This window comes from Burkholderia sp. RF2-non_BP3, from assembly GCF_001522185.1.
Classification (GTDB): Bacteria; Pseudomonadota; Gammaproteobacteria; order Burkholderiales; family Burkholderiaceae; genus Burkholderia; species Burkholderia diffusa.
In genome coordinates this window covers 1-22,302 of the sequence record NZ_LOSU01000052.1, presented here as the reverse complement: position 1 = coordinate 22,302, position 22,302 = coordinate 1, and the positions used below count along the sequence as shown (strand labels likewise).

At 65.5% G+C, this 22,302-nt stretch carries 17 protein-coding genes, 5 tRNA genes and 1 pseudogene; 21 read left to right on the top strand and 2 right to left on the bottom strand.

Translation table 11 applies throughout. The features are described 5' to 3' along the window. Positions 1–26 precede the first annotated feature (26 nt). The 4 genes from tilS to WS45_RS25010 all read left to right on the top strand — a co-directional run bounded on the left by tilS (position 27) and on the right by WS45_RS25010 (position 4,792). On the top strand, positions 27–1,433 hold the full coding sequence (gene tilS, locus WS45_RS25025) for a tRNA lysidine(34) synthetase TilS (RefSeq protein WP_059702210.1): 1,407 nt from the start codon (positions 27–29) through the stop codon (positions 1,431–1,433). 342 nt (positions 1,434–1,775) lie between these two features. Next, entirely contained in the window at positions 1,776–3,029 is a 1,254-nt protein-coding gene (locus tag WS45_RS25020; protein ID WP_040144529.1) for an aspartate kinase, read from the top strand. Between the two features lie 110 nt (positions 3,030–3,139). Beyond that, a tRNA-Ser gene (locus WS45_RS25015) sits at positions 3,140–3,233 on the top strand. Positions 3,234–3,418: 185 nt separating this feature from the next. Next, entirely contained in the window at positions 3,419–4,792 is a 1,374-nt protein-coding gene (locus WS45_RS25010; protein ID WP_059702208.1) for a hypothetical protein, read from the top strand. A 221-nt stretch (positions 4,793–5,013) separates the two neighbouring features. Here the strand turns inward: WS45_RS25010 and WS45_RS35240 are convergent, their stop codons facing one another. Beyond that, complete coding sequence (locus tag WS45_RS35240; protein WP_156437267.1) at positions 5,014–5,247, bottom strand: hypothetical protein; 234 nt, start codon at positions 5,245–5,247, stop codon at positions 5,014–5,016. Here WS45_RS35240 and WS45_RS25005 point away from each other — a divergent pair. The 12 genes and pseudogenes from WS45_RS25005 to WS45_RS24950 all read left to right on the top strand — a co-directional run bounded on the left by WS45_RS25005 (position 5,246) and on the right by WS45_RS24950 (position 18,840). After that, the gene (locus WS45_RS25005; RefSeq protein WP_059702207.1) at positions 5,246–6,772 is read left to right on the top strand and encodes an NADH-quinone oxidoreductase subunit M; all 1,527 of its coding nucleotides are present in this window, start codon (positions 5,246–5,248) and stop codon (positions 6,770–6,772) included. The genes WS45_RS35240 and WS45_RS25005 overlap by 2 nt on opposite strands. A 279-nt stretch (positions 6,773–7,051) precedes the next feature. Beyond that, a complete protein-coding gene (cyoA, locus tag WS45_RS24995) occupies positions 7,052–7,939 on the top strand; it encodes a ubiquinol oxidase subunit II (protein WP_059450408.1) in 888 nt (295 codons plus the stop codon). Between the two features lie 3 nt (positions 7,940–7,942). Next, positions 7,943–9,949 (top strand): cytochrome o ubiquinol oxidase subunit I, encoded by a 2,007-nt coding sequence (gene cyoB / locus WS45_RS24990; protein ID WP_059702205.1) that lies wholly within the window; start codon positions 7,943–7,945, stop codon positions 9,947–9,949. After that, positions 9,949–10,557, top strand: coding sequence for a cytochrome o ubiquinol oxidase subunit III (gene cyoC, locus WS45_RS24985; protein WP_059690920.1), 609 nt, complete (start codon positions 9,949–9,951; stop codon positions 10,555–10,557). Before cyoB ends, cyoC begins: the two co-directional genes overlap by 1 nt. Then, positions 10,558–10,890, top strand: coding sequence for a cytochrome o ubiquinol oxidase subunit IV (gene cyoD / locus WS45_RS24980; RefSeq protein WP_059535756.1), 333 nt, complete (start codon positions 10,558–10,560; stop codon positions 10,888–10,890). It begins immediately after the preceding gene. Positions 10,891–11,172: 282 nt separating this feature from the next. After that, positions 11,173–11,244: pseudogene (locus WS45_RS36435) on the top strand (DNA-binding response regulator); the annotation flags it as partial. Between the two features lie 457 nt (positions 11,245–11,701). Then, positions 11,702–12,064: a hypothetical protein gene (locus WS45_RS24975; protein ID WP_059690965.1), complete on the top strand. Its 363-nt coding sequence runs from the start codon at positions 11,702–11,704 to the stop codon at positions 12,062–12,064. Between the two features lie 201 nt (positions 12,065–12,265). Continuing rightward, positions 12,266–14,149, top strand: a complete 1,884-nt coding sequence (locus tag WS45_RS24970; protein ID WP_059702203.1) for an extracellular solute-binding protein — start codon at positions 12,266–12,268, stop codon at positions 14,147–14,149. A gap of 52 nt (positions 14,150–14,201) precedes the next feature. Further along, positions 14,202–15,245 carry a microcin C ABC transporter permease YejB gene (locus WS45_RS24965; RefSeq protein WP_059535752.1) on the top strand — a complete coding sequence of 348 codons (1,044 nt, stop codon included), beginning with the start codon at positions 14,202–14,204 and terminating at the stop codon, positions 15,243–15,245. Positions 15,246–15,320: 75 nt separating this feature from the next. Next, on the top strand, positions 15,321–16,418 hold the full coding sequence (locus WS45_RS24960) for an ABC transporter permease (protein WP_059535750.1): 1,098 nt from the start codon (positions 15,321–15,323) through the stop codon (positions 16,416–16,418). After that, positions 16,415–18,037 carry an ABC transporter ATP-binding protein gene (locus WS45_RS24955; RefSeq protein WP_059702201.1) on the top strand — a complete coding sequence of 541 codons (1,623 nt, stop codon included), beginning with the start codon at positions 16,415–16,417 and terminating at the stop codon, positions 18,035–18,037. Before WS45_RS24960 ends, WS45_RS24955 begins: the two co-directional genes overlap by 4 nt. Before the next feature lie 128 nt (positions 18,038–18,165). After that, positions 18,166–18,840 carry a C40 family peptidase gene (locus WS45_RS24950; protein WP_059535746.1) on the top strand — a complete coding sequence of 225 codons (675 nt, stop codon included), beginning with the start codon at positions 18,166–18,168 and terminating at the stop codon, positions 18,838–18,840. A 127-nt stretch (positions 18,841–18,967) separates the two neighbouring features. On the opposite strand, the gene WS45_RS24945 is transcribed toward WS45_RS24950, so the two are convergent. Then, positions 18,968–19,894, bottom strand: coding sequence for a patatin-like phospholipase family protein (locus WS45_RS24945; protein ID WP_059535744.1), 927 nt, complete (start codon positions 19,892–19,894; stop codon positions 18,968–18,970). A 280-nt stretch (positions 19,895–20,174) separates the two neighbouring features. Here WS45_RS24945 and gltX point away from each other — a divergent pair, with 280 nt between their 5' ends. From gltX to WS45_RS24920, 5 genes are all read left to right on the top strand, one after another. Then, positions 20,175–21,584, top strand: a complete 1,410-nt coding sequence (gene gltX / locus WS45_RS24940) for a glutamate--tRNA ligase (RefSeq protein ID WP_059702199.1) — start codon at positions 20,175–20,177, stop codon at positions 21,582–21,584. A 127-nt stretch (positions 21,585–21,711) separates the two neighbouring features. Further along, a tRNA-Ala gene (locus WS45_RS24935) sits at positions 21,712–21,787 on the top strand. A 140-nt stretch (positions 21,788–21,927) separates the two neighbouring features. Then, positions 21,928–22,003 (top strand) — tRNA-Glu (locus WS45_RS24930). 83 nt (positions 22,004–22,086) lie between these two features. Continuing rightward, positions 22,087–22,163 (top strand) — tRNA-Asp (locus WS45_RS24925). A 63-nt stretch (positions 22,164–22,226) separates the two neighbouring features. After that, positions 22,227–22,302 (top strand) — tRNA-Glu (locus tag WS45_RS24920).

Here is a 22,302-nt window from a genome sequence, read left to right as displayed (position 1 = left end):
CGCGCCGTCCGGCGCGTGTCTGTCTCGTGATCCCCTCGACCGAATTCTCCGCCGACCGCGTCGTTCTCGACGCGGTCGGCGTTGCGCTTGCCGATCTGCCGGCCGATGCGCGCATCGCGATCGCGTACAGCGGCGGCCTCGACTCGACCGTGCTGCTCGACGCGGCCGTGCGCGTGGCGGGCGCATCGCGCTGCGTCGCGCTGCACGTGCATCACGGCCTGAGCGCGAACGCCGACGCATGGGTCGCGCATGCGCAGGAGGAGGCCGAGCGACTCGGCGTCGTGTTCGAATCTGAGCGTGTCGACGTGCCGCGCGACAGCGGCCTCGGCATAGAGGCGAGCGCGCGCGAGCGCCGCTATGCGGCGCTCGACGTGATGTGCGAACGTCATGGCGTGGCCGCGCTCTGGGTCGCGCAGCATGCCGACGACCAGGCGGAGACCGTGCTGCTGCAGCTGCTCCGCGGTGCGGGGATCGCCGGCCTGGCCGCGATGGCGCCACGTTATCGCCCTGACGGTGCGAGCGTCGAGCGCGTGCGACCGCTGCTGCGATTGTTGCGCGCGCAACTGGAGCGCTACGCCGCGCAGCGCGGGCTGACGTGGATCGACGACGAATCGAACGCCGACACGCGCTATGCGCGCAATGCGCTGCGCCTTGACGTGCTGCCGTCGCTTGCCGTGCATTTCCCGGGCTTTCGCGATGCGCTCGGCCGCGCGGCCCAGCATGCGGCCGCCGCGCAGCGGCTGCTCGACGATCTCGCCGAACTGGATTTCGCCGGCGCCGCGCGTGACGACGGCCGCGCGCTGTCGCGCGATGCGCTGGTCGCGTTCGACGACACGCGCGGCGCGAACCTGCTGCGTTTCTGGATGCGCCGGCTCGGCTTGCCCGGCGCATCGGCAGGGCGGCTCGCGAACATGATGCGGCAACTGCGCGCCGCGCACGACGCGCATGCGCTGCGGGTCGATCACGCCGGGCAGTGTCTGCGGCTCTATCGCGACACCGTGTACTGGGAGGCGGGCGACAGCGCCGAGCCGGCCGACGACGGCACCGGAACGCCGCATCCCGAATCCTCACTTGCGTGGGACGGCCAGGAAGTCTGGCACGTACCGGCATGGCGCGGCACGTTCGTGTTCGCGCCGGCCGAAGCCGGCAGCGACGGTGCGGTGCCGGAGGCGCTGCTGCGAAGCGCCGCGCTTGTCGCGCGCGCCCGCGCGGGCGGCGAGCGGCTGCGTACGTCACCTGGCGGCCCGGGTCGCACGCTGAAGAATCTGTTCCAGGAGCGCGGCGTGCCGGCCTGGCAGCGCGACGTGCCGCTGCTGTTCGCGGGCGACCGGCTCGTCTACGTGCCGCGGCTCGGCGTGAATCATGGCGACGGGCTGTCCGGCGACGGCGGGTGGCGCCGGATCGAGTGGCGTCCCGACCTGCTGATCGCGTAGCGGCGGCACGCTTCCGGCCGCGCGATCGCGCGCCGGTTTTCACCATTTGGTAAACAGCGCCGGAACGCTTGCCAAACCGGCGGGCGGCTTGTCAAGCGGGCCTCTATCGGGTACGCTCGGTCGTTTGCTCGGCTCGATTTTTGAGCGATTTGTGCAGGTTTTCCGCGTGACGTACCCGGTTTGCGCGGCCTGATCGGCCTTCCGGGCAAAATCCGTCACGCTTGCGTGTTGCGTCCCAGCCGTCCCCCTCGTCGTCCGTCCACAGCCACAAGCCGCGTGACCGAACGGCAACTCGGCCTGCCCTGCGCGCCCGTGCGGCTTCTCCTTCAGTTCAGAACGACAATGGCACTCATCGTACACAAATACGGCGGCACTTCGATGGGCTCGGTCGAGCGCATCAAGAACGTCGCGAAACGCGTCGCAAAATGGCATCAGGCCGGGCACCAGATGGTGGTCGTGCCGTCCGCGATGTCCGGCGAAACCAACCGCCTGCTCGGTCTCGCGAAAGAGATTTCGAGCCAGCCGAGCCCGCGTGAGCTCGACATGATCGCGTCGACCGGCGAGCAGGTCAGCGTCGGCCTGCTGTCGATCGCGCTGCAGGAAATCGGCGTCGAAGCCGTGAGCTATGCCGGCTGGCAAGTGCCGATCAAGACCGACAGCGCGTTCACGAAGGCGCGTATCCACTCGATCGACGACGAGCGCGTGAAGGCCGATCTGAACGCCGGCAAGGTCGTGATCATCACGGGCTTCCAGGGCGTCGATCCGGATGGCCACATCACGACGCTGGGCCGTGGCGGCTCGGACACGTCGGCGGTGGCGGTCGCGGCCGCGCTGGATGCCGAAGAGTGCCTGATCTACACCGACGTCGACGGCGTCTACACGACCGACCCGCGCGTGGTCGAAGAGGCGCGTCGCCTCGATCGCGTGACGTTCGAGGAAATGCTGGAAATGGCCAGCCTCGGCTCGAAGGTCCTGCAGATCCGCTCGGTCGAATTCGCCGGCAAATACCAGGTGAAGACGCGCGTGCTGTCGAGCCTGACCGATCCGCTGATTGCGCTCGACGAAGAAATGCGCTCGGGCACCCTGATTACTTTTGAAGAAGACGAGACCATGGAAAAGGCAGTCATTTCCGGCATCGCGTTCCAGCGCGACGAAGCCCGCATTGCGGTGATGGGCGTGCCCGACAAGCCGGGCATCGCGTATCAGATCCTCGGCCCGGTCGCCGACGCGAACGTCGACGTCGACATGATCATCCAGAACCAGAGCGTGGAAGGGAAGACGGACTTCACGTTCACGGTCGGCCGCGGCGACTACCAGAAGGCAATGGACATCCTCACCAACCAGGTGCAGGGCCATGTGAGCGCCGAGCGCGTGCAGGGCGACCCGAAGGTGTCGAAGGTGTCGGTTGTAGGCGTCGGCATGCGTTCGCACGTGGGCGTTGCGAGCAAGATGTTCCGCACGCTGTCGGAAGAGGGCATCAACATCCAGATGATCTCGACGTCCGAAATCAAGATTTCGGTGCTGATCGACGAGAAATACATGGAGCTGGCCGTCCGCGCGCTGCACAAGGCATTCGAACTCGACCAGGCAGCGTGAATTTTTTGTGATGCATTAAAGAAAATGCATCACGGAAATTGACGCACGGTTCGAAACCCTATATTATTTCGTTCTCGTCGCACTGCCTCCCTGGTGCGAGCGAAAGTTTGGGAGACGTGGCCGAGAGGTCGAAGGCACTCCCCTGCTAAGGGAGCATCTGGGCCAAAACCTGGATCGAGGGTTCGAATCCCTCCGTCTCCGCCAAAAGCGGTGACAAAGCCCCGCAAGTTCTCGGACTTGCGGGGCTTTTTCTTTTCCCGCTCCGATTACGTGCCTGCCGCCCGGCGCCACGCTTCGTCCGGACAGCCAATCAATGCTCGACTTGAGCGGCGCTCTTGCGCTAAATAGGCGTATCGCCTCGCGCGGCTCAACCCGGAGTTCCGGCACGCATGCATTCCGTACTGACCATCCTTTCGCATCGACCCGTCGACGGGCTCGTCGACAATCACGAACGCTACGCGCGGGGCCGCGGCTACCGGCACGCGATCGTCGACGGTACGCACGTATATGGCGAGCGCCAGCAGGTGCTGCACAAGTTCCACGCGATCATCGCGCAGCTCGTCGCGATGGAGCGGGGCGCGTTGCTGCTCGTGCTCGATCCGTTCTCGGTGGTGTTCGGCCAGCATGCGCTGCCGGATGTCGCCGACGGTTATGACGCGATCGTTACGACGCAGACGTCGAAATCGCCGCTGCCCGCCCCAAGCGGCATGATCTTTCGCAACGTGCCCGACGTGCGCGAGCGCTTGCGCAAGCTGGTGGTCGAGCTGGGCAAGTGGGCGATGCGCCTGCCGGAGCGGCACCATGCGTGCGAGGCGACGCTGCTTGCCGAGCACTTCCCGCCGCTGCCGTTCGATCAGCCGCTCGCGACCGGCTATTTCGCGTCGGCCCAGACGGTGTGGGGCGATGGGCTTGCGATCGACGAGGTCGTCGGCGCGCGTCCGCTCGTGGCGCACCACGCGCCGGAATGGCAGCAGATCGATGGCGTATGGGCGCCGACGCCCGACTACGACTTTCGCTATGTGCTCGCGCTCGTCGACGATGCGGCGCGCGTTCAGCGAGGCGAGCATCCGCGCGCAATGGACGACTGGCGCGCCGCGCAGCAACGAACGCGCGAGCCGGTGCGGCACCTGAACCCGCATGCAGACATCGCGTTCGTGAGTCTGCACACGTCGCACATCGCCGGTTACGGCGATCTTCACGAAGCGAACTTCATTCGCTATTGCACGCGACACGGCTATGCGTACCACGCGTATCGCGAACCGCCCGCGTTTCTGCCGGCCGGCGTCGATGCAAACTGGGCGAAGCTGCACCTGATTCGCGAACATCTGCCGGATCACGCGTTCGTGTTCTGGGTCGATGCCGACATCCTCGCGATCGACCAGCGGCAGACGGTCGACAGCGTGATCGACGGCCGCGATTTCGTGATCGGCACCGACCACACGGCCTGGGCGATCAACTCGTGCATGATCGGCGTGCGCAATGTCGCGCCGATGCGCGAACTGGTCGAGCGCATATGCGCGCGCATCGAGAGCTTCGACGATCGGTCGTCGGTCTATGCAAGCGGCGGCGACCAGCAGGCGATTTATGTCGAACTGCTGGAGGCGGGCATGATCGACGCGCGCTACATCGTCGATGCGACGTCGCTCGCGTCGTCGCCCGTCTATGCGACGCAAGACAGCCGTTTCGTCCATTTCCCCGCGCAACACAACCACTATCGCGCGGTGACGATGCGCGTGTGGGACCGGCTGAGCCATCAGCGCTAACGGAACGGAATGCGCCGCGATTTCCGGTTTCCGGATCGCGGCGATCGTCGGTCATTGAAGTAAAAATGAAAGCGTCGATGTAAGGATTGAATTGGTCCCGTTCATCCTTCCCCGCATTCACCTCCTTGCGCTCCGAAGCATCGTCTTCAGACAAAAATGCGGCATCGCACCGATTCACGCGACCGACGCCGCGTCGCAATACAAAAAATTACTCATAAAAATCAGCGACGTATCTGAGCATCGTGAAACGCAGCTTTGCTGCGATGCAAAAAATAATCAATCACCTTATGCTGGTTAACCCGATTGCGCTTGAGCGGCGTCAACCTTTGCGCTGATTCCGCTTTACGTTTTGCCGACAATGGCGATCCACGAAATCTATCTGTCGATTTGATTTCGTTCCCTTCGTCACGCCTGTTCCCCATGCAGTGCGCGACCTTCTCAAGGCCTGTTGACATGCATGATTTCCCCTTTCTGAGCCTGGCGATCTGGGTTCCGATCCTGTTCGGCGCGTGCCTGCTGCGCGCCGGTTCCGACCGTCATCTGCGGCGCACGAGGCTGATCGCGCTCGTCGGCGCGTTCGCGGGGCTCGCCGCCGTCGCGCCGCTCGTCGCCGGCTTCGATTCGCACTCGGCCGCGATGCAGTTCGCCGAAACCCGCAACTGGCTGGCGGCGTTCAACGCCGGCTGGCGCGTCGGCATCGACGGCGCGTCGCTGTGGCTTGTCGTGCTGACCGCTTTCACGACGCTCGTCGTCGTGATCGCGTCGTGGGAGTCGGTGACGGTGCGCGTCGCGCAGTACTACGCGTCGTTCCTGATCCTGTCGGGGCTGATGGTCGGCGTGTTCGTCGCGCAGGACGGGCTGCTGTTCTTCATCTTCTTCGAGGCGACGCTGATTCCGCTGTATCTGCTGATCGGCACGTGGGGCAGGGAGCACCGCGTCTACGCGGCCGTGAAGTTCTTCTTCATCTCGTTCGCGGGTTCGCTGCTGCTGTTGATGGCGATGCTGTACCTGTACGCGAAGTCGCATACGTTCGACATGAACGCATGGCGCACGCTGCAGCTCGGCTTCGCACCGCAGTTGCTGGTGTTCCTCGGTTTCTTCGCGGCATTCGCGGTCAAGGTGCCGATGTGGCCGGTGCATACGTGGCTGCGCGATGTCTATACGGATGGCCCGACGGGCGCGGCGCTGATGCTCGCGATGCTCAAGCTCGGCGGCTACGGCTTCCTGCGCTTCGCGCTGCCGATCACACCGGACGCGAGCCACTTCTTCGCGCCGGCCGTGATCGCGCTGTCGCTGTTCGCGATCGTCTACGCGAGCCTGATCGCGCTCGCGCAGACCGATCTCGGCAAGCTGCTCGCATATTCGACGGTCGCGCACATGGGGATCGTCACGCTCGGGCTGTTCCTGTTCAACCAGATCGGCGTCGAAGGCGCGATCGTGCAGCTCGTGTCGTACGGCTTCGTCGCGGGCGCGATGCTGCTGTGCGTGAGCGTGCTGGTCGATCGCACGAAGCAGCGCGAGATCGCCGCGTACGGCGGCGTGGCGGGTGTCATGCCGCGCTTCGCGACGTTCGCGCTGCTGTTCGCGATGGCCAACGTCGGCTTGCCGGGCACGTCGGGCTTCGTCGGCGAGTTCATGGTCATCATGGGCGCGATCCGCGTCAACTTCTGGATCGGCGCGATCGCGGCGCTCACGCTGATCCTCAGCGCGTCGTACACGCTGTGGATGGTCAAGCGCGTCGTGTTCGGCAAGGTCGCGAGCGCGCGCATCGCGAAGCTCGCCGATCTCAGCCGTCGCGAGATCGTGATGTTCGCGTCGCTCGCGCTGATCGTGTTGATGGTCGGCGTCGATCCGAAGCCGTTCACCGACGCGATCGACCCGACCGTCGCGCGGCTGATCGACGACGCCAGCCATTCGAAGCTGCCGGCCGGAGACGGCGGCGCGCCCGCGCAGGCGTACATGGCAGCGACGCACGGCTGATGGCGTGACGTCGCGTACAACGGCCGCATCGCACGACGACGCGGTCGTTGCACGCACATTCATCCGGTCGGGCGCGGGCGGCGTCCGGCCGGCTCGTGCTCGCCTTCCGGCTGCGTGAAATTGCCCCGCGACAATCTGTCTCACAGCAGATTTTGCAATGATGATTTGCCGCATCCGCCGGTTTTTCGTCGCACCCGCGCGACGTATGATTCGGCCACTTTCGTGGATCGAATGCGCATCGGGCATACGCAACGGATTCAATGACCCTCGGGCTGTGTGATGAAAAGAAAAGCTTCAAGAGGCTGGACGGCGCTGATATCGATCGGCGCGGCGCTGAGCCTGTCAGGCTGTAATTTAGATGTACTAAATCCGAAAGGAAGCGTCGGCGCCGCGGAAAAGGCGCTGATCGCAACGTCGACATGGGCGATGCTGATCGTCGTCGTGCCGGTGATCCTGCTCACGCTGTGGTTCGCGTGGCGTTATCGCGCATCGAACCGCAACGCCGCGTACGCGCCGAACTGGTCGCACTCGACCGCGATCGAAGTCGTGATCTGGACGGTGCCGACGCTGATCATCCTGTTTCTCGGCGTGCTCACGTGGAAAACCACGCACGAGCTCGATCCGTACAAGCCGCTCGAGTCGTCGGTGAAGCCGATCGACGTCGAGGTCGTCGCGCTCGACTGGAAGTGGCTGTTCATCTATCCGGAACTCGGCATCGCGTCGGTGAACCAGCTCGCGATTCCGGTCGGCACACCGGTGAACTTCCGCATCACATCCGATTCGGTGATGAACTCGTTCTTCATTCCACAGCTCGGCGGCCAGGTGTATGCGATGGCCGGCATGCAGACGCGCCTGCACCTGATCGCCGACGAAGCCGGCGACTACGCGGGCACGTCCGCCAACTTCAGCGGCCGCGGCTTCTCCGACATGAAGTTCCGCACGCTCGCCGAGCCGCGCGAGCAGTTCGACGCCTGGGTGCAGAAGGTGAAGGCGTCGCCCGACCGGCTCGACGCGACCGTGTACGGCACCGTCGCGCAGCCCAGCGAGAAGGCGCCCGTGCGCTACTTCTCGTCGGTCGATCCGCGGCTCTTCCACAACATCATCGCGAAATACAACGATGGCCACGTCCTCGACCTGAAGGACGCCGCCTGCGGCACGAAGGGGTAACGCATGTTCGGCAAACTCACACTATCGGCGATCCCGTTCGATCAGCCCATCATCATGGGGGCCGGCGCCTTCATGGGGCTGGTCGTGCTGGGCATCCTCGCCGCGCTGACGATCACCGGCCGCTGGAAGTGGCTGTGGACGGAATGGCTGACGACGGTCGACCACAAGAAACTCGGCGTGATGTACATCATCGTCGCGCTGATCATGCTGCTGCGCGGCTTCGCCGACGCGATCATGATGCGCATGCAGCTCGCGCTCGCGTACAACGCGCCCGGCTACCTGCCGCCGCACCACTATGACCAGATCTTCACGGCGCACGGCGTGATCATGATCTTCTTCATGGCGATGGTGTTCATGGTCGGCCTGATGAACCTCGTCGTGCCGCTGCAGATCGGCGCGCGCGACGTCGCGTTTCCGTTCATCAACTCGCTGTCGTTCTGGATGACCGCGGTCAGCGCGATCCTGATCAACGTGTCGCTCGTGATCGGCGAGTTCGCGCAGACGGGCTGGCTCGCGTATCCGCCGCTGTCGGAGCTGCAGTTCAGTCCCGGGGTAGGGGTCGACTACTACCTGTGGGCGCTGCAGATCTCGGGTGTCGGCACGCTGCTGACCGGCGTGAACTTCTTCGTGACGATCATCAAGATGCGCGCGCCCGGCATGACGCTGATGAAGATGCCGGTGTTCACGTGGACGGCCCTCTGCACGAACGTGCTGATCATGGCGTCGTTCCCGATCCTGACCGCGACGCTCGCGCTGCTCGGCCTCGACCGTTACCTCGGCATGCACTTCTTCACGAACGAAGCCGGCGGCAACGCGATGCTGTATCTGAACCTGATCTGGGCGTGGGGCCATCCGGAGGTGTACATCCTGATCCTGCCGGCGTTCGGCATCTTCTCGGAAGTCATCGCGACATTCTCGAAGAAGCCGCTGTTCGGCTACAAGACGATGGTGTACGCGACCTGCGCGATCATGGTGCTGTCGTTCCTCGTGTGGCTGCATCACTTCTTCACGATGGGTTCCGGTGCGAACGTCAACGCGTTCTTCGGGATCATGACGATGATCATCGCGATCCCGACCGGCGTGAAGGTGTTCAACTGGCTGTTTACGATGTACCGCGGCCGGATCGAATTCACGACGCCCGTGCTGTGGACGATCGGCTTCATGGTCACGTTCACGCTCGGCGGCATGACCGGCGTGATGATGGCGATCCCGGGCGCGGACTTCGTGCTGCACAACAGCCTGTTCCTGATCGCGCACTTCCACAACGTGATCATCGGCGGCGTGCTGTTCGGGTATCTCGCGGGCTTCAACTACTGGTTCCCGAAGGCGTTCGGCTTCAAGTTGAACGAGAAGCTCGGCAAGGCCGCGTTCTGGTTCTGGCAGGTCGGATTCTACGTCGCGTTCGTGCCGCTCTACGTGCTCGGCTTCATGGGCATGACGCGCCGTCTGAACCACTACGACAACCCGGCGTGGCATCCGTGGCTGCTGGTCGCCGCGTTCGGCGCCGTGCTGATCGCGATCGGCATCGCATGCCAGCTGCTGCAACTGGTCGTCAGCATCCGCAACCGGAACCTGCCGGCATACCGCGACACCACGGGCGATCCGTGGGGTGGTCGCACGCTGGAATGGGCGACCTCGTCGCCGCCGGCCGAGTACAACTTCGCGGTGATCCCGCAAGTGCGCACGCTCGACGCGTACGCCGACATGAAGGCGCGCGGCGACGGCCGGCCGAACCCGGCGACGATCCGCGATATCCACATGCCGTCGAATACGTGTGCGGGTCTCGTGGTCGCGATCTTCAGCCTGGTGCTGGGCTTCGCGCTCGTGTGGCACATCTGGTGGATGGCCATCGGCGGCCTGGTCGGCATCGTCGCGACGCTCGTGGTCTACAGCTCGCGCGACAACGACGGCTACTACATCCCGGCGTCGAAGGTGCGCAGGATCGAAGAGAAGCAACCGGCGGCACGCGTGGCCACGCATGTCGACGACGTGGAACTGGAGGCCAACTGATGTTGCAGAAAACCTTGAGCGCAACCCTGCTCGAGCACGACGACCATCCGCCGTCGCACTCGGTGTTCGGCTTCTGGCTGTACCTGATGACCGACTGCGTGATCTTCGCGGCGCTGTTCGCGACGTTCGCGGTGCTCGGCAACCAGTACGCGGGCGGTCCGACCGCGAAGGACCTGTTCGACATTCCGGGCGTCGCGGTCGAAACGGCCGCGCTGCTGCTGTCGAGCATCACCTACGGTTTCGCGATGCTGGCCGCGTACAAGCAGCGGCGCGGCGCGCTGCTCGCGTGGCTCGCGGTGACGTTTGTGCTCGGCGCGGCGTTCCTCGCGATGGAACTGCGCGAGTTCTCGCACCTGATCGCGGAAGGCGCGGGCCCGCAGCGCAGCGCGTTCCTGTCGGCGTTCTTCACGCTGGTCGGCACGCACGGGCTGCACGTGACGGCCGGCCTGGTGTGGATGATCGTGCTCGCCGGGCAGATCGTATCGCGCGGCGGCGACCTGACCGATCGCGACCTGCGGCGCCTGACGTGCCTGAGCCTCTTCTGGCACTTCCTCGACATCGTGTGGATCTGCGTGTTTTCCTTTGTCTATCTCGCGAGCGTGATCTAAATGGCTCATTCGCATTCGTCTCAACTCGAAGAAGGGCACGGCAGCGTCGGCGGCTATGTCGCCGGCTTCATCCTGTCGGTCGTGCTCACCGCCGCGTCGTTCGGCCTCGTGATGGGCGGCGTGCTGTCGCCGCACGCATCGCTGATCGCGCTGGCCGTGCTCGCATTCGTGCAGATCGTCGTGCACCTCGTGTACTTCCTGCACATGAACGGTTCCTCCGGCCAGCGCTGGAACGTGATGGCGTTCAGCTACACCGTGCTGACCGCGGCGATCCTGATCGTCGGCACGCTGTGGGTGATGCACAACGTCAGCATGAACATGATGTCGCGCTGAACGTCATCGTGGCGCAGCGGACGATCTCCATGCGCTACGTGCAAAAAAAGGCGGCACGCAAGTGCCGCCTTTTCTCATTTTTCGCGGCCCGATGCCGCATGACGTCAGCGTAGGCGGCGCGCGGGGCCGGGCGGGCGACGCACGGATGAAACATGTTTCACCCGCGTTCGCCCGATGCCGGATGAAGCTATTTTCATCTAGCGCCGGATGGCGATCGGGGCGTCTACGATAGTCGCGCGTGCATCGGATGCGCGCGTCGTGACATCCGTTGCGAGGACAGGCATGCGAGTACTGACGGTCGAAGACGATGCGGTGACCGCGAACGAGATCGTTGGCGAACTGACCGCGCGCGGATGTCGGGAAGAATGTCGGTCGGCGTGCGCAGTGCCGCGAGCGGCCCGGCGATCAGGATCAGCAGGGCAAGGACGATGAACGTATAGGCGCGCGCGAGCGCGAGTCGGACGAGTTTCAGCATCGGCGAGGTCTCCGCCGGCGCGGGGCGCCGGCCTGTCAGCGAGGCGCCGACGCGTGGCGCGAGCCCGCATCGGCTCGCGCAGTGTGCGTGGCGCCGCTTAACGCCGGGCGCGAGCCAGGATGAAAGATGTTTTAGGAAGGGCGGAGCGGGCTCGCGGCCCATGCGACAAGGCGGGCCGGGGAGTGAGGCGCGACGGCCGGGCGCCAATTGTTACAAGACGTTAGCGCGCGCTTCCCGTTGCGATGCTGCGCATCAGTTCTTACAAACTTGAAATATGCCGGGACGACGCTTGTCGCTATAGTCGAATCACACATGAAACAACTCGAAGAGGAATCCATGAAGACTTTGCGTGTTGCCTCGCTCATGACCGGTATGACGGCCTTGCTCGTGTCGGGCGCAGCAATGGCGGGAGTCAATGTCGGGATCAACGTCGGCGTGCCGGCTCCGGTCTACGTCGCGCCCGCGCCCGTGTATGCGCCGCCGCCGCCGCCGGTCGTCTACCAGCCGGCGCCCGTGTATGCACCGGCGCCCATCTACGCGCCGGCACCGGCGATCGTGATCGGCTGGCACGGCGATCGTTACTGGGACGGCCGCCGCTACTGGGGCCGCGACGAGTGGTATCGCCATCATGGCCGCGGCTGGGGCGGCGATCGCGGTCACGGCCATTGGGATAACGGCCGCCACAACGGCTGGCGTTGATCGACATGCGACGCGCGCGTGCAGCGTGCGCGCATGAGACGAAGACCGCCCGCGTGGCGGTTTTCTTTTGCCTGCACGGGCCGCGCGCGGCGCTCGCGATGCGCCGGCACCACGCACCAAAAGCCGCAGGCTGGCTCGACGTCGAATTGAATGGGTAGAATCGACCCACGTTCCATCCCTCAATCGACCGACAGGGCCTCTATGACGAAGGGTTCGCCCCGGGCCGCCGCCGCGCGCACCCGCTTCGGCGCCGCGCGTGCAGTACGTGCCGCCGGCCGCACGGCGGCAGCATGGGCAATACAGGCGGTACTCGCCGCGACGGCCGCGCACGCGGCCCATGCGATCGCGCAGTACGGCGAGCCGAAATATCCGCCGGGCTTCAAGCATTTCGACTACGTGAACCCGGACGCGCCGAAGGGCGGCACGCTCGTGCTCGCGAACCCGAACCGGCTGACATCGTTCGACAAGTTCAATCCGTTCACCATGCGCGGCAACCCTGCGCCGGGCATCGACTTGCTGTTCGAGAGTCTTGCGACCGGCAGCATGGACGAACCGTCCTCCGCCTACGGGCTGCTCGCCGACGACATCGCGATCGCGCCGGACCGCCGCTCGGTCACGTTCCATCTGAACCCGCGCGCGCGCTTCTCGAACGGCGATCCGGTCACGGCCGAGGACGTCAGGTTCTCGTTCGACACGCTGAAGAGCAAGCTGGCCGCGCCGCAGTTCGGCGCGTATTTCGCCGAAATCGCGAAGGCCGTGGTGATCGATCCTGCGACGGTGCGCTTCGAATTCCGCAGCGCGAACCGCGAGCTGCCGCTGATCGCCGGCGGCGTGCCGGTGTTCTCGCGCAAGTGGGGGCTGCGCGCGGACGGTTCGCGGATTCCGTTCGACCAGCTCGCGTTCGAGCAGCCGATCGGCAGCGGTCCGTACCTGATCGAGCGCTACGACAACGGCCGCACGATTACGTACCGGCGCAATCCCGCGTACTGGGGCACCGATCTGCCGGTGCGGATCGGCACCGACAACTTCGAGCGGATCGTCTACAAGCTGTACGGCGACGGCGTCGCGCGTCTCGAGGCGTTCAAGGCCGGCGAGTACGACGTGCTGGTCGAATACATCGCGCGCAACTGGACGCGACGCGACGTCGGCAAGCGCTTCGACAGCGGCGAGCTCGTCAAGCGCGAATTTCGCCAGCACAACGGCGCGGGCATGCAGGGTTTCTTCATGAACCTGCGCCGGCCGCAGTTTCGCGATGTGCGCGTGCGCCAGGCGCTCGATCTCGCGTTCGACTTCGAATGGCTGAACCGCCAGCTGTTCTATAGCGCGTACACGCGCCTTGACAGCTATTTCGCCGATACCGACCTGCAGGCGACCGGCATGCCGGGCCCGGGCGAGCTGAAACTGCTGGAGCCGTTGCGCGCGCAGCTCGACCCGGCCGTGTTCGGGCCGATGGTCACGCAGCCGAACACGAACCCGCCAGGTTCGCTGCGCGCGAATCTGCTGAAGGCGCGCGCGCTGCTCGCGCAGGCCGGCTGGACCTACCGCGACGGCGCGTTGCGCAACGCGCAGGGCGAGCCGTTCACGTTCGAGATCCTCGACGATTCGGGCGCGGCGATGGAAGGCGTCGTGACCGCCTATCAGCGCAACCTCGCGAAGCTCGGCATCGACGCGCGCTTTCGCACGGCCGATTACGCGCTGCTGCAGAAGCGGCTCGACGCATTCGACTACGACATGACGACGGTCCGTCTGCCGGGCGTGCAGGTGCCGGGCGCCGAGCAGTTCTCGCGCTACGCCAGCAAGTTCGCCGACGAGCCGGGCTCCGACAACATCATCGGATTGAAGTCGCCGGCCGTCGACACGCTGCTGCATGCGCTCGGCGCCGCGCAGACGCGCGAGGACCTGCTCGACGCGACGCATGCGCTCGATCGCGTGCTGATGCACGGCTATTACGCGGTCCCGCAGTGGTACAGCACCACGCATCGGATCGCATACAAGCGCACGCTCGGCTATCCGCAGACGTTGCCGCTGTACTATTCGGCCGAGGGCTGGGTCGTGTCGACCTGGTGGGCCAAGCCCGATCACTGAAGCCTGCCGGCCCTTCGTTCAACCCAGCCTATCGATCGCGAGTCGACGCCCTATGTGGAGCTACATCCTCAAACGCCTGCTGCTGATGATCCCGACGCTCGTCGGCGTGCTCACGCTCACGTTCGCGGTGATCCAGTTCGTGCCGGGCGGCCCGGTCGAACAGGCCGTGCAGGAACTGCGCAAGGGCGCGACGGAGCAGGGCGCGGCGCCGTTCGGGATGCGTGCGCATACCGGCGTCGACGCGCAGCAGCTCGCGCAGCTCAAGGCGCTGTACGGCTTCGACAAGCCGCCGCTCGAGCGTTACTGGCTGATGCTGAAGCGCTTCGCGCGCTTCGATCTCGGCGACAGCTACTTCCGCCACCAGAGCGTGTGGTCGCTGATCGTGCAGAAGCTGCCGGTGTCGATCAGCATCGGGTTGTGGACGTTCTTCGTCACCTATCTGATCTCCGTGCCGCTCGGCATCGCGAAGGCCGTGCGCAACGGCTCGCCGTTCGATGTCGCGACGAGCCTCGTCGTGCTGGTCGGCTACGCGATTCCGGGCTTCGTGCTCGGCGTGCTGCTGCTCGTGCTGTTCGGCGGCGGCTCGTTCTGGCAGTTGTTCCCGCTGCGCGGGCTCACGTCGGACAACTTCGCCCAGCTGTCGCTCGCCGGCAAGGTGCTCGACTATCTGTGGCACATCGCGCTGCCGATCACCGCGTCGGTCGTCGGCAGTTTCGCGGTCATCACGATGCTCACGAAGAACGCGTTCCTCGACGAAATCCGCAAGCAGTACGTGCTGACCGCGCGCGCGAAAGGGCTCGCCGAGCGCACCGTGTTGTGGAAGCACGTGTTCCGCAACGCGATGCTGCCGCTGATCGTCGGGTTTCCGGCCGCGTTCATCGGCGCGTTCTTCACGGGCAGCCTGCTGATCGAGACGCTGTTTTCGCTCGACGGCCTCGGGCTGCTGTCGTACGAGTCGGTCGTGCGGCGCGACTACCCGGTCGTGCTCGGCACGCTGTACCTGTTCACGCTGATCGGACTCGCGACCAAGCTGATCTCCGACCTCTGCTACGTGTGGGTCGACCCGCGCATTCAATTCGACAATCTGGAGCGCTGACATGAAACCGTCCGCCAGCACGCCGCTCGCCGGCGCGCCCGTCCGCCTGCCCGCGCTCGCCGGGCGAGGTGCGCGATGAACCGGGCCGTCGTGTCGTCCCGCATCGACGCGGCGCGCGCGCGCGTGTCGCCGTCGCCCGCGCGCCGTGTCTGGCAGCGCTTTCGCCAGCAGCGTCTCGGCTACTGGAGCTTCGTCATCTTCGTCGTCGCGTTCGCCGCGAGCCTCGCGGCGCCGCTATGGTCGAACGACAAGCCGCTCGTCGTGCACTACGACGGCCAGACCTATTTCCCGATGTTCCATGCGTATCCGGAGACGACCTTCGGCGGCGACTTCCCGACGCCGGCCGACTATCTCGATCCGTACGTCCGCAAGCGGCTCGAGGCGCCGGGCAACTTCGTCGTCTACCCGCCGAACCGCTATTACTACGACACGCTGAATTACTTTTCGACCGTGCCGAACCCGGCGCCGCCGTCGCGCGCGAACTGGCTCGGCACCGACGCGCAGGGGCGCGACCTGCTCGCGCGGCTCGTGTACGGGTTCCGCGTGTCGGTCGAGTTCGGGCTGATCCTGACCGCGATCGGCACGCTGCTCGGGATCGCCGCGGGCGCGGTGCAGGGCTTCTTCGGCGGGCGTATCGACATCGTCGGGCAACGGCTGATCGAGATCTGGAGTTCGCTGCCCGAGCTGTACCTGCTGATCATCTTCGCGTCGATCTTCGAGCCGAGCTTCCTGCTGCTGATCGTGCTGCTGTCGCTGTTCGGCTGGATCGGCCTGGCCGACTACGTGCGCGCCGAATTCCTGCGCAACCGCACGCAGGACTACGTGCGCGCGGCCCGGGCGATGGGCCTCACGAACTGGCAGATCATCTGGCGCCACGTGCTGCCGAACAGCATGACGCCCGTGATCACGTTTCTGCCGTTCCGGATGAGCGGTGCGATCCTCGCGCTCACGAGCCTCGACTTCCTCGGGCTCGGCGTGCCGCCGCCGACGCCGAGCCTCGGCGAGCTGCTCGCGCAGGGCAAGGGCAATCTCGACGCGTGGTGGATCTCGCTGTCGACGTTCGGCGTGCTGGTCGCGACGCTGCTGTTGCTGACCTTCATGGGCGACGCGCTGCGCAACGCGCTCGATACGCGGATCGCCGACTCGGTGCGCGCGGCGGGAGGCCAGCGATGAGCGACACGGTCGTATCGAACGCGGGCGAACCGCTGCTGTCGCTCGAGCATCTGCACGTGCGCTTCGGCGACACGGTGGCCGTCGACGACGTGACGCTCGCGATCGGCCGCGGCGAGCGCGTCGCGCTCGTCGGCGAGTCGGGGTCGGGCAAGAGCGTGACCGCGCTGTCGATCCTGCGGCTGCTGCGCGACGCCGACGTGAGCGGCACGATCCGCTTCGCCGGGCACGACCTCGCCGGCAAGAGCGAGCGCGAGATGCGCGGGCTGCGCGGCTCGGACATCGCGATGATCTTCCAGGAGCCGATGACGGCGCTCAACCCGCTGTACACGATCGGCGCGCAGATCGGCGAGACGATCGTGCTGCACGACGGCGTGACGGCGGGGGAGGCGCGCAAGCGCGCGATCGCGCTGCTCGCGCGCACCGGCATCGCGGAGCCGGAGAAGCGGGTCGACAGTTACCCGCATCAGCTGTCGGGCGGCCAGCGGCAGCGCGCGATGATCGCGATGGCGCTCGCGTGCCGGCCGCGCCTCTTGCTCGCGGACGAGCCGACCACCGCGCTCGACGTGACGATCCGCGCGCAGATCGTCGATCTGCTGCTCGAGCTGCAGCGCGAGGAGGCGGAAAAGCGCGGGATGGCGATCCTGCTGATCACGCATGACCTGAACCTCGTGCGGCACTTCGCCGAGCGGGTCGCGGTGATGGAGCGCGGCAAGCTGGTCGAAAGCGGGCCGGTCGAGCGGATCTTCGCGGAGCCGGAGCATCCGTATACCCGGCGGCTGCTGAACAGCCGGCCCCAGCGCACGGTCGCGCCGGTGCTGCCGATCGCGCCCGTCGTGCTCGATGCGCGTCACGTCAGCGTGCAGTTCGCGCGCAAGCGACCGGGCTTCGCGGGCTGGTTCGGCACGATGCCCGTGACGGCGGTCGCGGATGTGTCCGTGTCGGTGCGGCAGGGCGAGACGCTCGGGATCGTCGGCGAATCCGGTTCCGGGAAGTCGACGCTCGCGATGGCGCTGCTCGGGCTGCAACGGACGGTGCACGGCGAGATCGAATTCCAGGGGCGCGCGCTGTCGACGTACCGCGGCCGCGAACAGACCGCGCTGCGCTCGAACATGCAGGTCGTCTTTCAAGATCCATTCAGCTCGCTGTCGCCGCGTCACACGATCGAGCGGATCGTCGGCGAGGGGCTCGAACTGCATCGCCCGGAACTGACGCCGGACGCGCGTCGCGCGAAGTCGCTGGCCGTGCTGCGCGAAGTCGGCCTCGACCGCACGGTGCTGCATCGCTATCCGCACGAATTCTCGGGCGGGCAGCGCCAGCGGATCGCGATCGCGCGCGCGCTCGTGCTGGAGCCGCGCATCCTCATCCTCGACGAGCCGACTTCGGCGCTCGACGTGTCGATCCAGCAGCAGGTGCTGAAACTGCTCGCGAATTTGCAACAGAAATACAACCTCGGCTATGTATTCATCAGCCACGATCTGGAGGTGATCGGCGCGATGGCGCACCGGGTCGCGGTGATGCAGGGCGGGGCGATCGTCGAGTCCGGCGACGTGGCCGATATCTTCACGAAACCGTCACATCCTTACACACAAAAGCTGTTGAAAGCGGTCTGGAAAGCGTGATAAGCGTCCAATGGTCTGACTATCTCGATTGTATTTTTTAATTTGTTTTGACAAACGATTACGCGCTGGCTAGTATCGACCGAAATTTTCCGCCAATCAGCTGATTTTTAAGCACATTCCATCGACCAATGCAGCATCGATCCCTGACCCAGGCATGCGCGCGCACCCTCGCCGGGCTGTTCATCGGCGCCCTGTTCGCAGCAGCTCCCGGCGCGTTCGCCGACGAAGTCAGCAGTTTTAACCAGAATGTCACGAATTCGACTCAAATCGGGGCGAATTCCTCCCTCCAGCAGACCAGCGCCCAGCCGTCGAGCGGCGGCGCGAAGTCGTTCCTCGCCGGCATGGCCGGCAAGGCAGGCGACGTGGTCGTCGGCGCGCTGAACATGATCGGCGTGCGTTACCGCTGGGGCGGCAACTCGCCGGATTCCGGCCTCGACTGCAGCGGTTTCGTGCGCTACGTGTTCCAGGACACGCTCGGCATGTCGCTGCCGCGTCGCGCGGAAGAGATGAGCCGCGTCGGCGAGAAGGTCAGCATGAGCAACCTGAAGCCGGGCGACCTCGTGTTCTTCAACACGATGCGCCGTACGTTCTCGCACGTCGGCATCTACATCGGCGACAACAAGTTCGTGCATTCGCCGTCGACGGGCAGCACGGTCCGCGTCGACGATCTCGACAGCGGCTACTGGGAAAAGCGTTTCACCGGTGCGCGCCGGATCGAATCGGCCTTCCCGATGAAGGCCGACGACCTGCGCCAGCGCGTGCGCGCGACGCTCGGCGACGACGCGGCGAACGGCAGCAACTGACGCTCGCCGGCGATCGGCCGGATCAAAAACCCTGTCACCGAAAGGCGGCAGGGTTTTTTGCTTTGGGGCGCGCGAAAGTGGCGGGGAGGCGGTGCCATCGTCGGCGCCGCGCCCCGCGTGCGTCCGCTTATGCCGCTACTGCCCCACGGGCCGCGGCAAGCTTGCGTTGCAACTCGGGCATGATGCGCGCGACCGCTTCCTCGCCGGCGAGGATGGCCGCGTTGCGCTGGTTGAAGTCGCTGCCGCCCATCGCCGCGAGGTTCGGGCGGATCACGACGTCCGCGTATTTGTCGAGCTCGTAGGTCTTGATCGTCTGACCCATGATCGTGAAAGTCTGCAGCAGCATCTCGATCGGGTTGGTGGTCGCCGCGCCGTCCGGTCGCGACGAGATGTCGACCGCGATCACGAAGTTCGCGCCCATCTTGCGCGCGAACGACGCGGGCACCGGGCTCACGAGGCCGCCGTCGACGTATTCGCGGTTGCCGATCTTCACGGGCTCGAACACCGACGGCACGCTGCACGACGCGCGCACCGCAAGCCCCGTATTGCCCTGCTGGAACAGGATCGGCTGGCCGTTCTGCAGGTCGGTCGCGACGACGCCGAGCGGCTTCGCCATCTTTTCGATCGGCCGGTTGTTGAGCGTCTTGTTCAGGAAGTTCTGCAACGCGATGCCCTGCAGCAGCCCGCGCGAGCGGAACGGCAGCGCCCAGTCGCTGATCGCCGCCTGATCCATGTCGAGCGCGATCTTGTTGATCTGCAGCCCGCTCATCCCCGCCGCGTACAGTGCTCCGACCACCGAGCCCGCGCTCGTGCCGGCGACGATCTCGACCGGGATGCCGCGTGCCTCCAGCGCCTTCAGCACGCCGATGTGCGAGAAGCCGCGGGCGGCGCCGCCGCCGAGCGCGATGCCGATCTTCACGGGCTTCTCGCGCGATTGCGCGGGATTCGCGGCGTTGTCGGGGCGGGACTTGTCGCCGAACGACGTGCAGGCGGCGAGGCTGGCGGATGCGCATGCGATCGTGAAGTGGCGGCGCGACAGGCGAGGGGACGACATCGAGTGGTTCTCCGGCGGCTTGGCGGCGGGCCGGACGGCCCGCGGCGGCGATAGGTTCCGAGCGGCCGTGCGGCGGAAACCGGGCGGCCGGCGCGGCGCCGGCTGGCGGCCGCGGCGCGCACATCATAAAGCAAGCGGCGCGCTTGGCGCGAAGACCGGCGCGAGTATAATTCCGGCTTCTTTCCCGTTCCGGGCGCGGCCGGCCCCATTGCTGTCCGGGCTGTCGCCGTCGATCCCGCGTCGAATCATTCATGCGCCCCAGGCGTTCGAGTTACCGTTTATGACCCGTCCTGTCCGTACCCGCTTCGCGCCGAGTCCCACCGGCTTCATCCACCTCGGCAACATCCGCTCCGCGCTCTATCCGTGGGCGTTCGCGCGCAAGATGAAAGGCACGTTCGTGCTGCGTATCGAGGATACCGACGTCGAGCGCTCGTCGCAGGAAGCCGTCGACGCGATCCTCGAAGGGATGCAATGGCTCGGCCTGGATTTCGACGAAGGCCCGATCTACCAGATGCAGCGGATGGACCGCTATCGCGCGGTGCTCGCGCAGATGCTCGAGCAGGGGCTTGCGTACCCGTGCTACATGTCGGCCGAGGAACTCGACGCGTTGCGCGAACGCCAGCGCGAGGCCGGCCTCAAGCCGCGCTATGACGGCACGTGGCGTCCGGAGCCGGGCAAGGTCCTGCCCGAGCCGCCGGCCGGAGTGAAGCCCGTGCTGCGGTTCCGCAACCCGCTGACCGGCACGGTCGTGTGGGACGACGCAGTGAAGGGGCGCGTCGAGATCTCGAACGAGGAACTCGACGACCTCGTGATCGCGCGTCCGGACGGCACGCCGATCTACAACTTCTGCGTGGTCGTGGACGACATGGACATGAACATCACGCACGTGATCCGTGGCGACGACCACGTGAACAACACGCCGCGCCAGATCAACATCCTGCGCGCGCTCGGCGGCGAGCCGCCCGTCTACGCGCACCTGCCGACCGTGCTGAACGAGCAGGGCGAGAAGATGAGCAAGCGGCATGGCGCGATGAGCGTGATGGCGTACCGCGACGCGGGCTTCCTGCCGGAGGCCGTCGTCAACTACCTCGCGCGTCTCGGCTGGTCGCACGGCGACGCCGAAATCTTCTCGCGCGAGCAGTTCGTCGAATGGTTCGACCTCGAGCATCTCGGCAAGTCGCCCGCGCAATACGACCACAGCAAGCTGAGCTGGCTGAACGCCCATTACATCAAGGAAGCGGACAACGCGCGCCTCGCCGCGCTGGCGAAACCGTTCCTCGACGCGCTCGGCATCGACGACGCGGCGATCGCGACGGGCCCGGCGCTCGACGCGGTGGTCGGCCTGATGAAGGACCGCGCGACGACGGTCAAGGAGATCGCCGAAGGCGCCGCGATGTTCTACCGCGTGCCGGCGCCCGACGCCGACGCGCTCGCGCAGCATGTGACCGACGCCGTGCGCCCGGCGCTGGCCGATCTCGTCGCCGCGCTGAAGGCGGCCGACTGGACGAAGGAAGCGGTGTCCGCCGCGTTGAAGGCGACGCTCGGCGCGCACAAGCTGAAGATGCCGCAGCTTGCGATGCCGGTGCGCCTGCTGGTGGCGGGCACGACGCATACGCCGTCGATCGATGCGGTGCTCGTGCTGTTCGGTCGCGATGTCGTGGTGTCGCGTATCGAGGGTGCGCTGGCCTGAGGTTCGGGCGGGGCGAAGCCGCCCGTGCATGACGCCACGACGGCTTCGCAAAAAAATTCGCTCGAATCGCAAAAAGGGTATTTACAAGTTCAAATTCGGTCCATATAATCTCATTTCTGTTCTGCAAGGGGGTATAGCTCAGCTGGGAGAGCGCTTGCATGGCATGCAAGAGGTCAGCGGTTCGATCCCGCTTACCTCCACCATCAGAGCAGAATTGATTGATTTGCGAAGCAGTGGTGGTAGTAATAAATGCTTCACAAAATGATTTAAAGCAGTTAGAATTTCGGCCTTCGCTGTTGATGATGAATGAATGGCGAAAGTCAGACAGATCTGAAAAGATTATGTCCCCTTCGTCTAGAGGCCTAGGACATCACCCTTTCACGGTGAGTACAGGGGTTCGAATCCCCTAGGGGACGCCAGATTCAGCGGCGTTTCGTAGTAGAAGTGTCGCGAGGCTTGCAGGAACGTAACCGACGTCCTGCAGGTAACGGTGCAGAAAGTTGGAGCGGTAGTTCAGTCGGTTAGAATACCGGCCTGTCACGCCGGGGGTCGCGGGTTCGAGTCCCGTCCGCTCCGCCAGAACGAAGCCCGTTCAAGACGTTTTTGAGCGGGCTTTTGTATTAAAGATGTAAGCAGTACGTTGTCCCCTTCGTCTAGAGGCCTAGGACATCACCCTTTCACGGTGAGTACAGGGGTTCGAATCCCCTAGGGGACGCCA

Bases quoted from the DNA above. Each gene is read 5' to 3' on its own strand.
- cyoB (WP_059702205.1), top strand. From the start codon at position 7,943: ATGTTCGGCAAACTCACACTATCGGCGATCCCGTTCGATCAGCCCATC.
- WS45_RS25020 (WP_040144529.1), top strand. From the start codon at position 1,776: ATGGCACTCATCGTACACAAATACGGCGGCACTTCGATGGGCTCGGTC.
- WS45_RS24955 (WP_059702201.1), top strand. From the start codon at position 16,415: ATGAGCGACACGGTCGTATCGAACGCGGGCGAACCGCTGCTGTCGCTC.
- cyoD (WP_059535756.1), top strand. From the start codon at position 10,558: ATGGCTCATTCGCATTCGTCTCAACTCGAAGAAGGGCACGGCAGCGTC.
- cyoA (WP_059450408.1), top strand. From the start codon at position 7,052: ATGAAAAGAAAAGCTTCAAGAGGCTGGACGGCGCTGATATCGATCGGC.
- cyoC (WP_059690920.1), top strand. From the start codon at position 9,949: ATGTTGCAGAAAACCTTGAGCGCAACCCTGCTCGAGCACGACGACCAT.
- WS45_RS25005 (WP_059702207.1), top strand. From the start codon at position 5,246: ATGCATGATTTCCCCTTTCTGAGCCTGGCGATCTGGGTTCCGATCCTG.
- WS45_RS24960 (WP_059535750.1), top strand. From the start codon at position 15,321: ATGAACCGGGCCGTCGTGTCGTCCCGCATCGACGCGGCGCGCGCGCGC.
- gltX (WP_059702199.1), top strand. From the start codon at position 20,175: ATGACCCGTCCTGTCCGTACCCGCTTCGCGCCGAGTCCCACCGGCTTC.
- WS45_RS24970 (WP_059702203.1), top strand. From the start codon at position 12,266: ATGACGAAGGGTTCGCCCCGGGCCGCCGCCGCGCGCACCCGCTTCGGC.
- WS45_RS24945 (WP_059535744.1), bottom strand. From the start codon at position 19,894: ATGTCGTCCCCTCGCCTGTCGCGCCGCCACTTCACGATCGCATGCGCA.
- WS45_RS25010 (WP_059702208.1), top strand. From the start codon at position 3,419: ATGCATTCCGTACTGACCATCCTTTCGCATCGACCCGTCGACGGGCTC.
- WS45_RS24965 (WP_059535752.1), top strand. From the start codon at position 14,202: ATGTGGAGCTACATCCTCAAACGCCTGCTGCTGATGATCCCGACGCTC.
- WS45_RS35240 (WP_156437267.1), bottom strand. From the start codon at position 5,247: ATGTCAACAGGCCTTGAGAAGGTCGCGCACTGCATGGGGAACAGGCGT.
- WS45_RS24950 (WP_059535746.1), top strand. From the start codon at position 18,166: ATGCAGCATCGATCCCTGACCCAGGCATGCGCGCGCACCCTCGCCGGG.
- WS45_RS24975 (WP_059690965.1), top strand. From the start codon at position 11,702: ATGAAGACTTTGCGTGTTGCCTCGCTCATGACCGGTATGACGGCCTTG.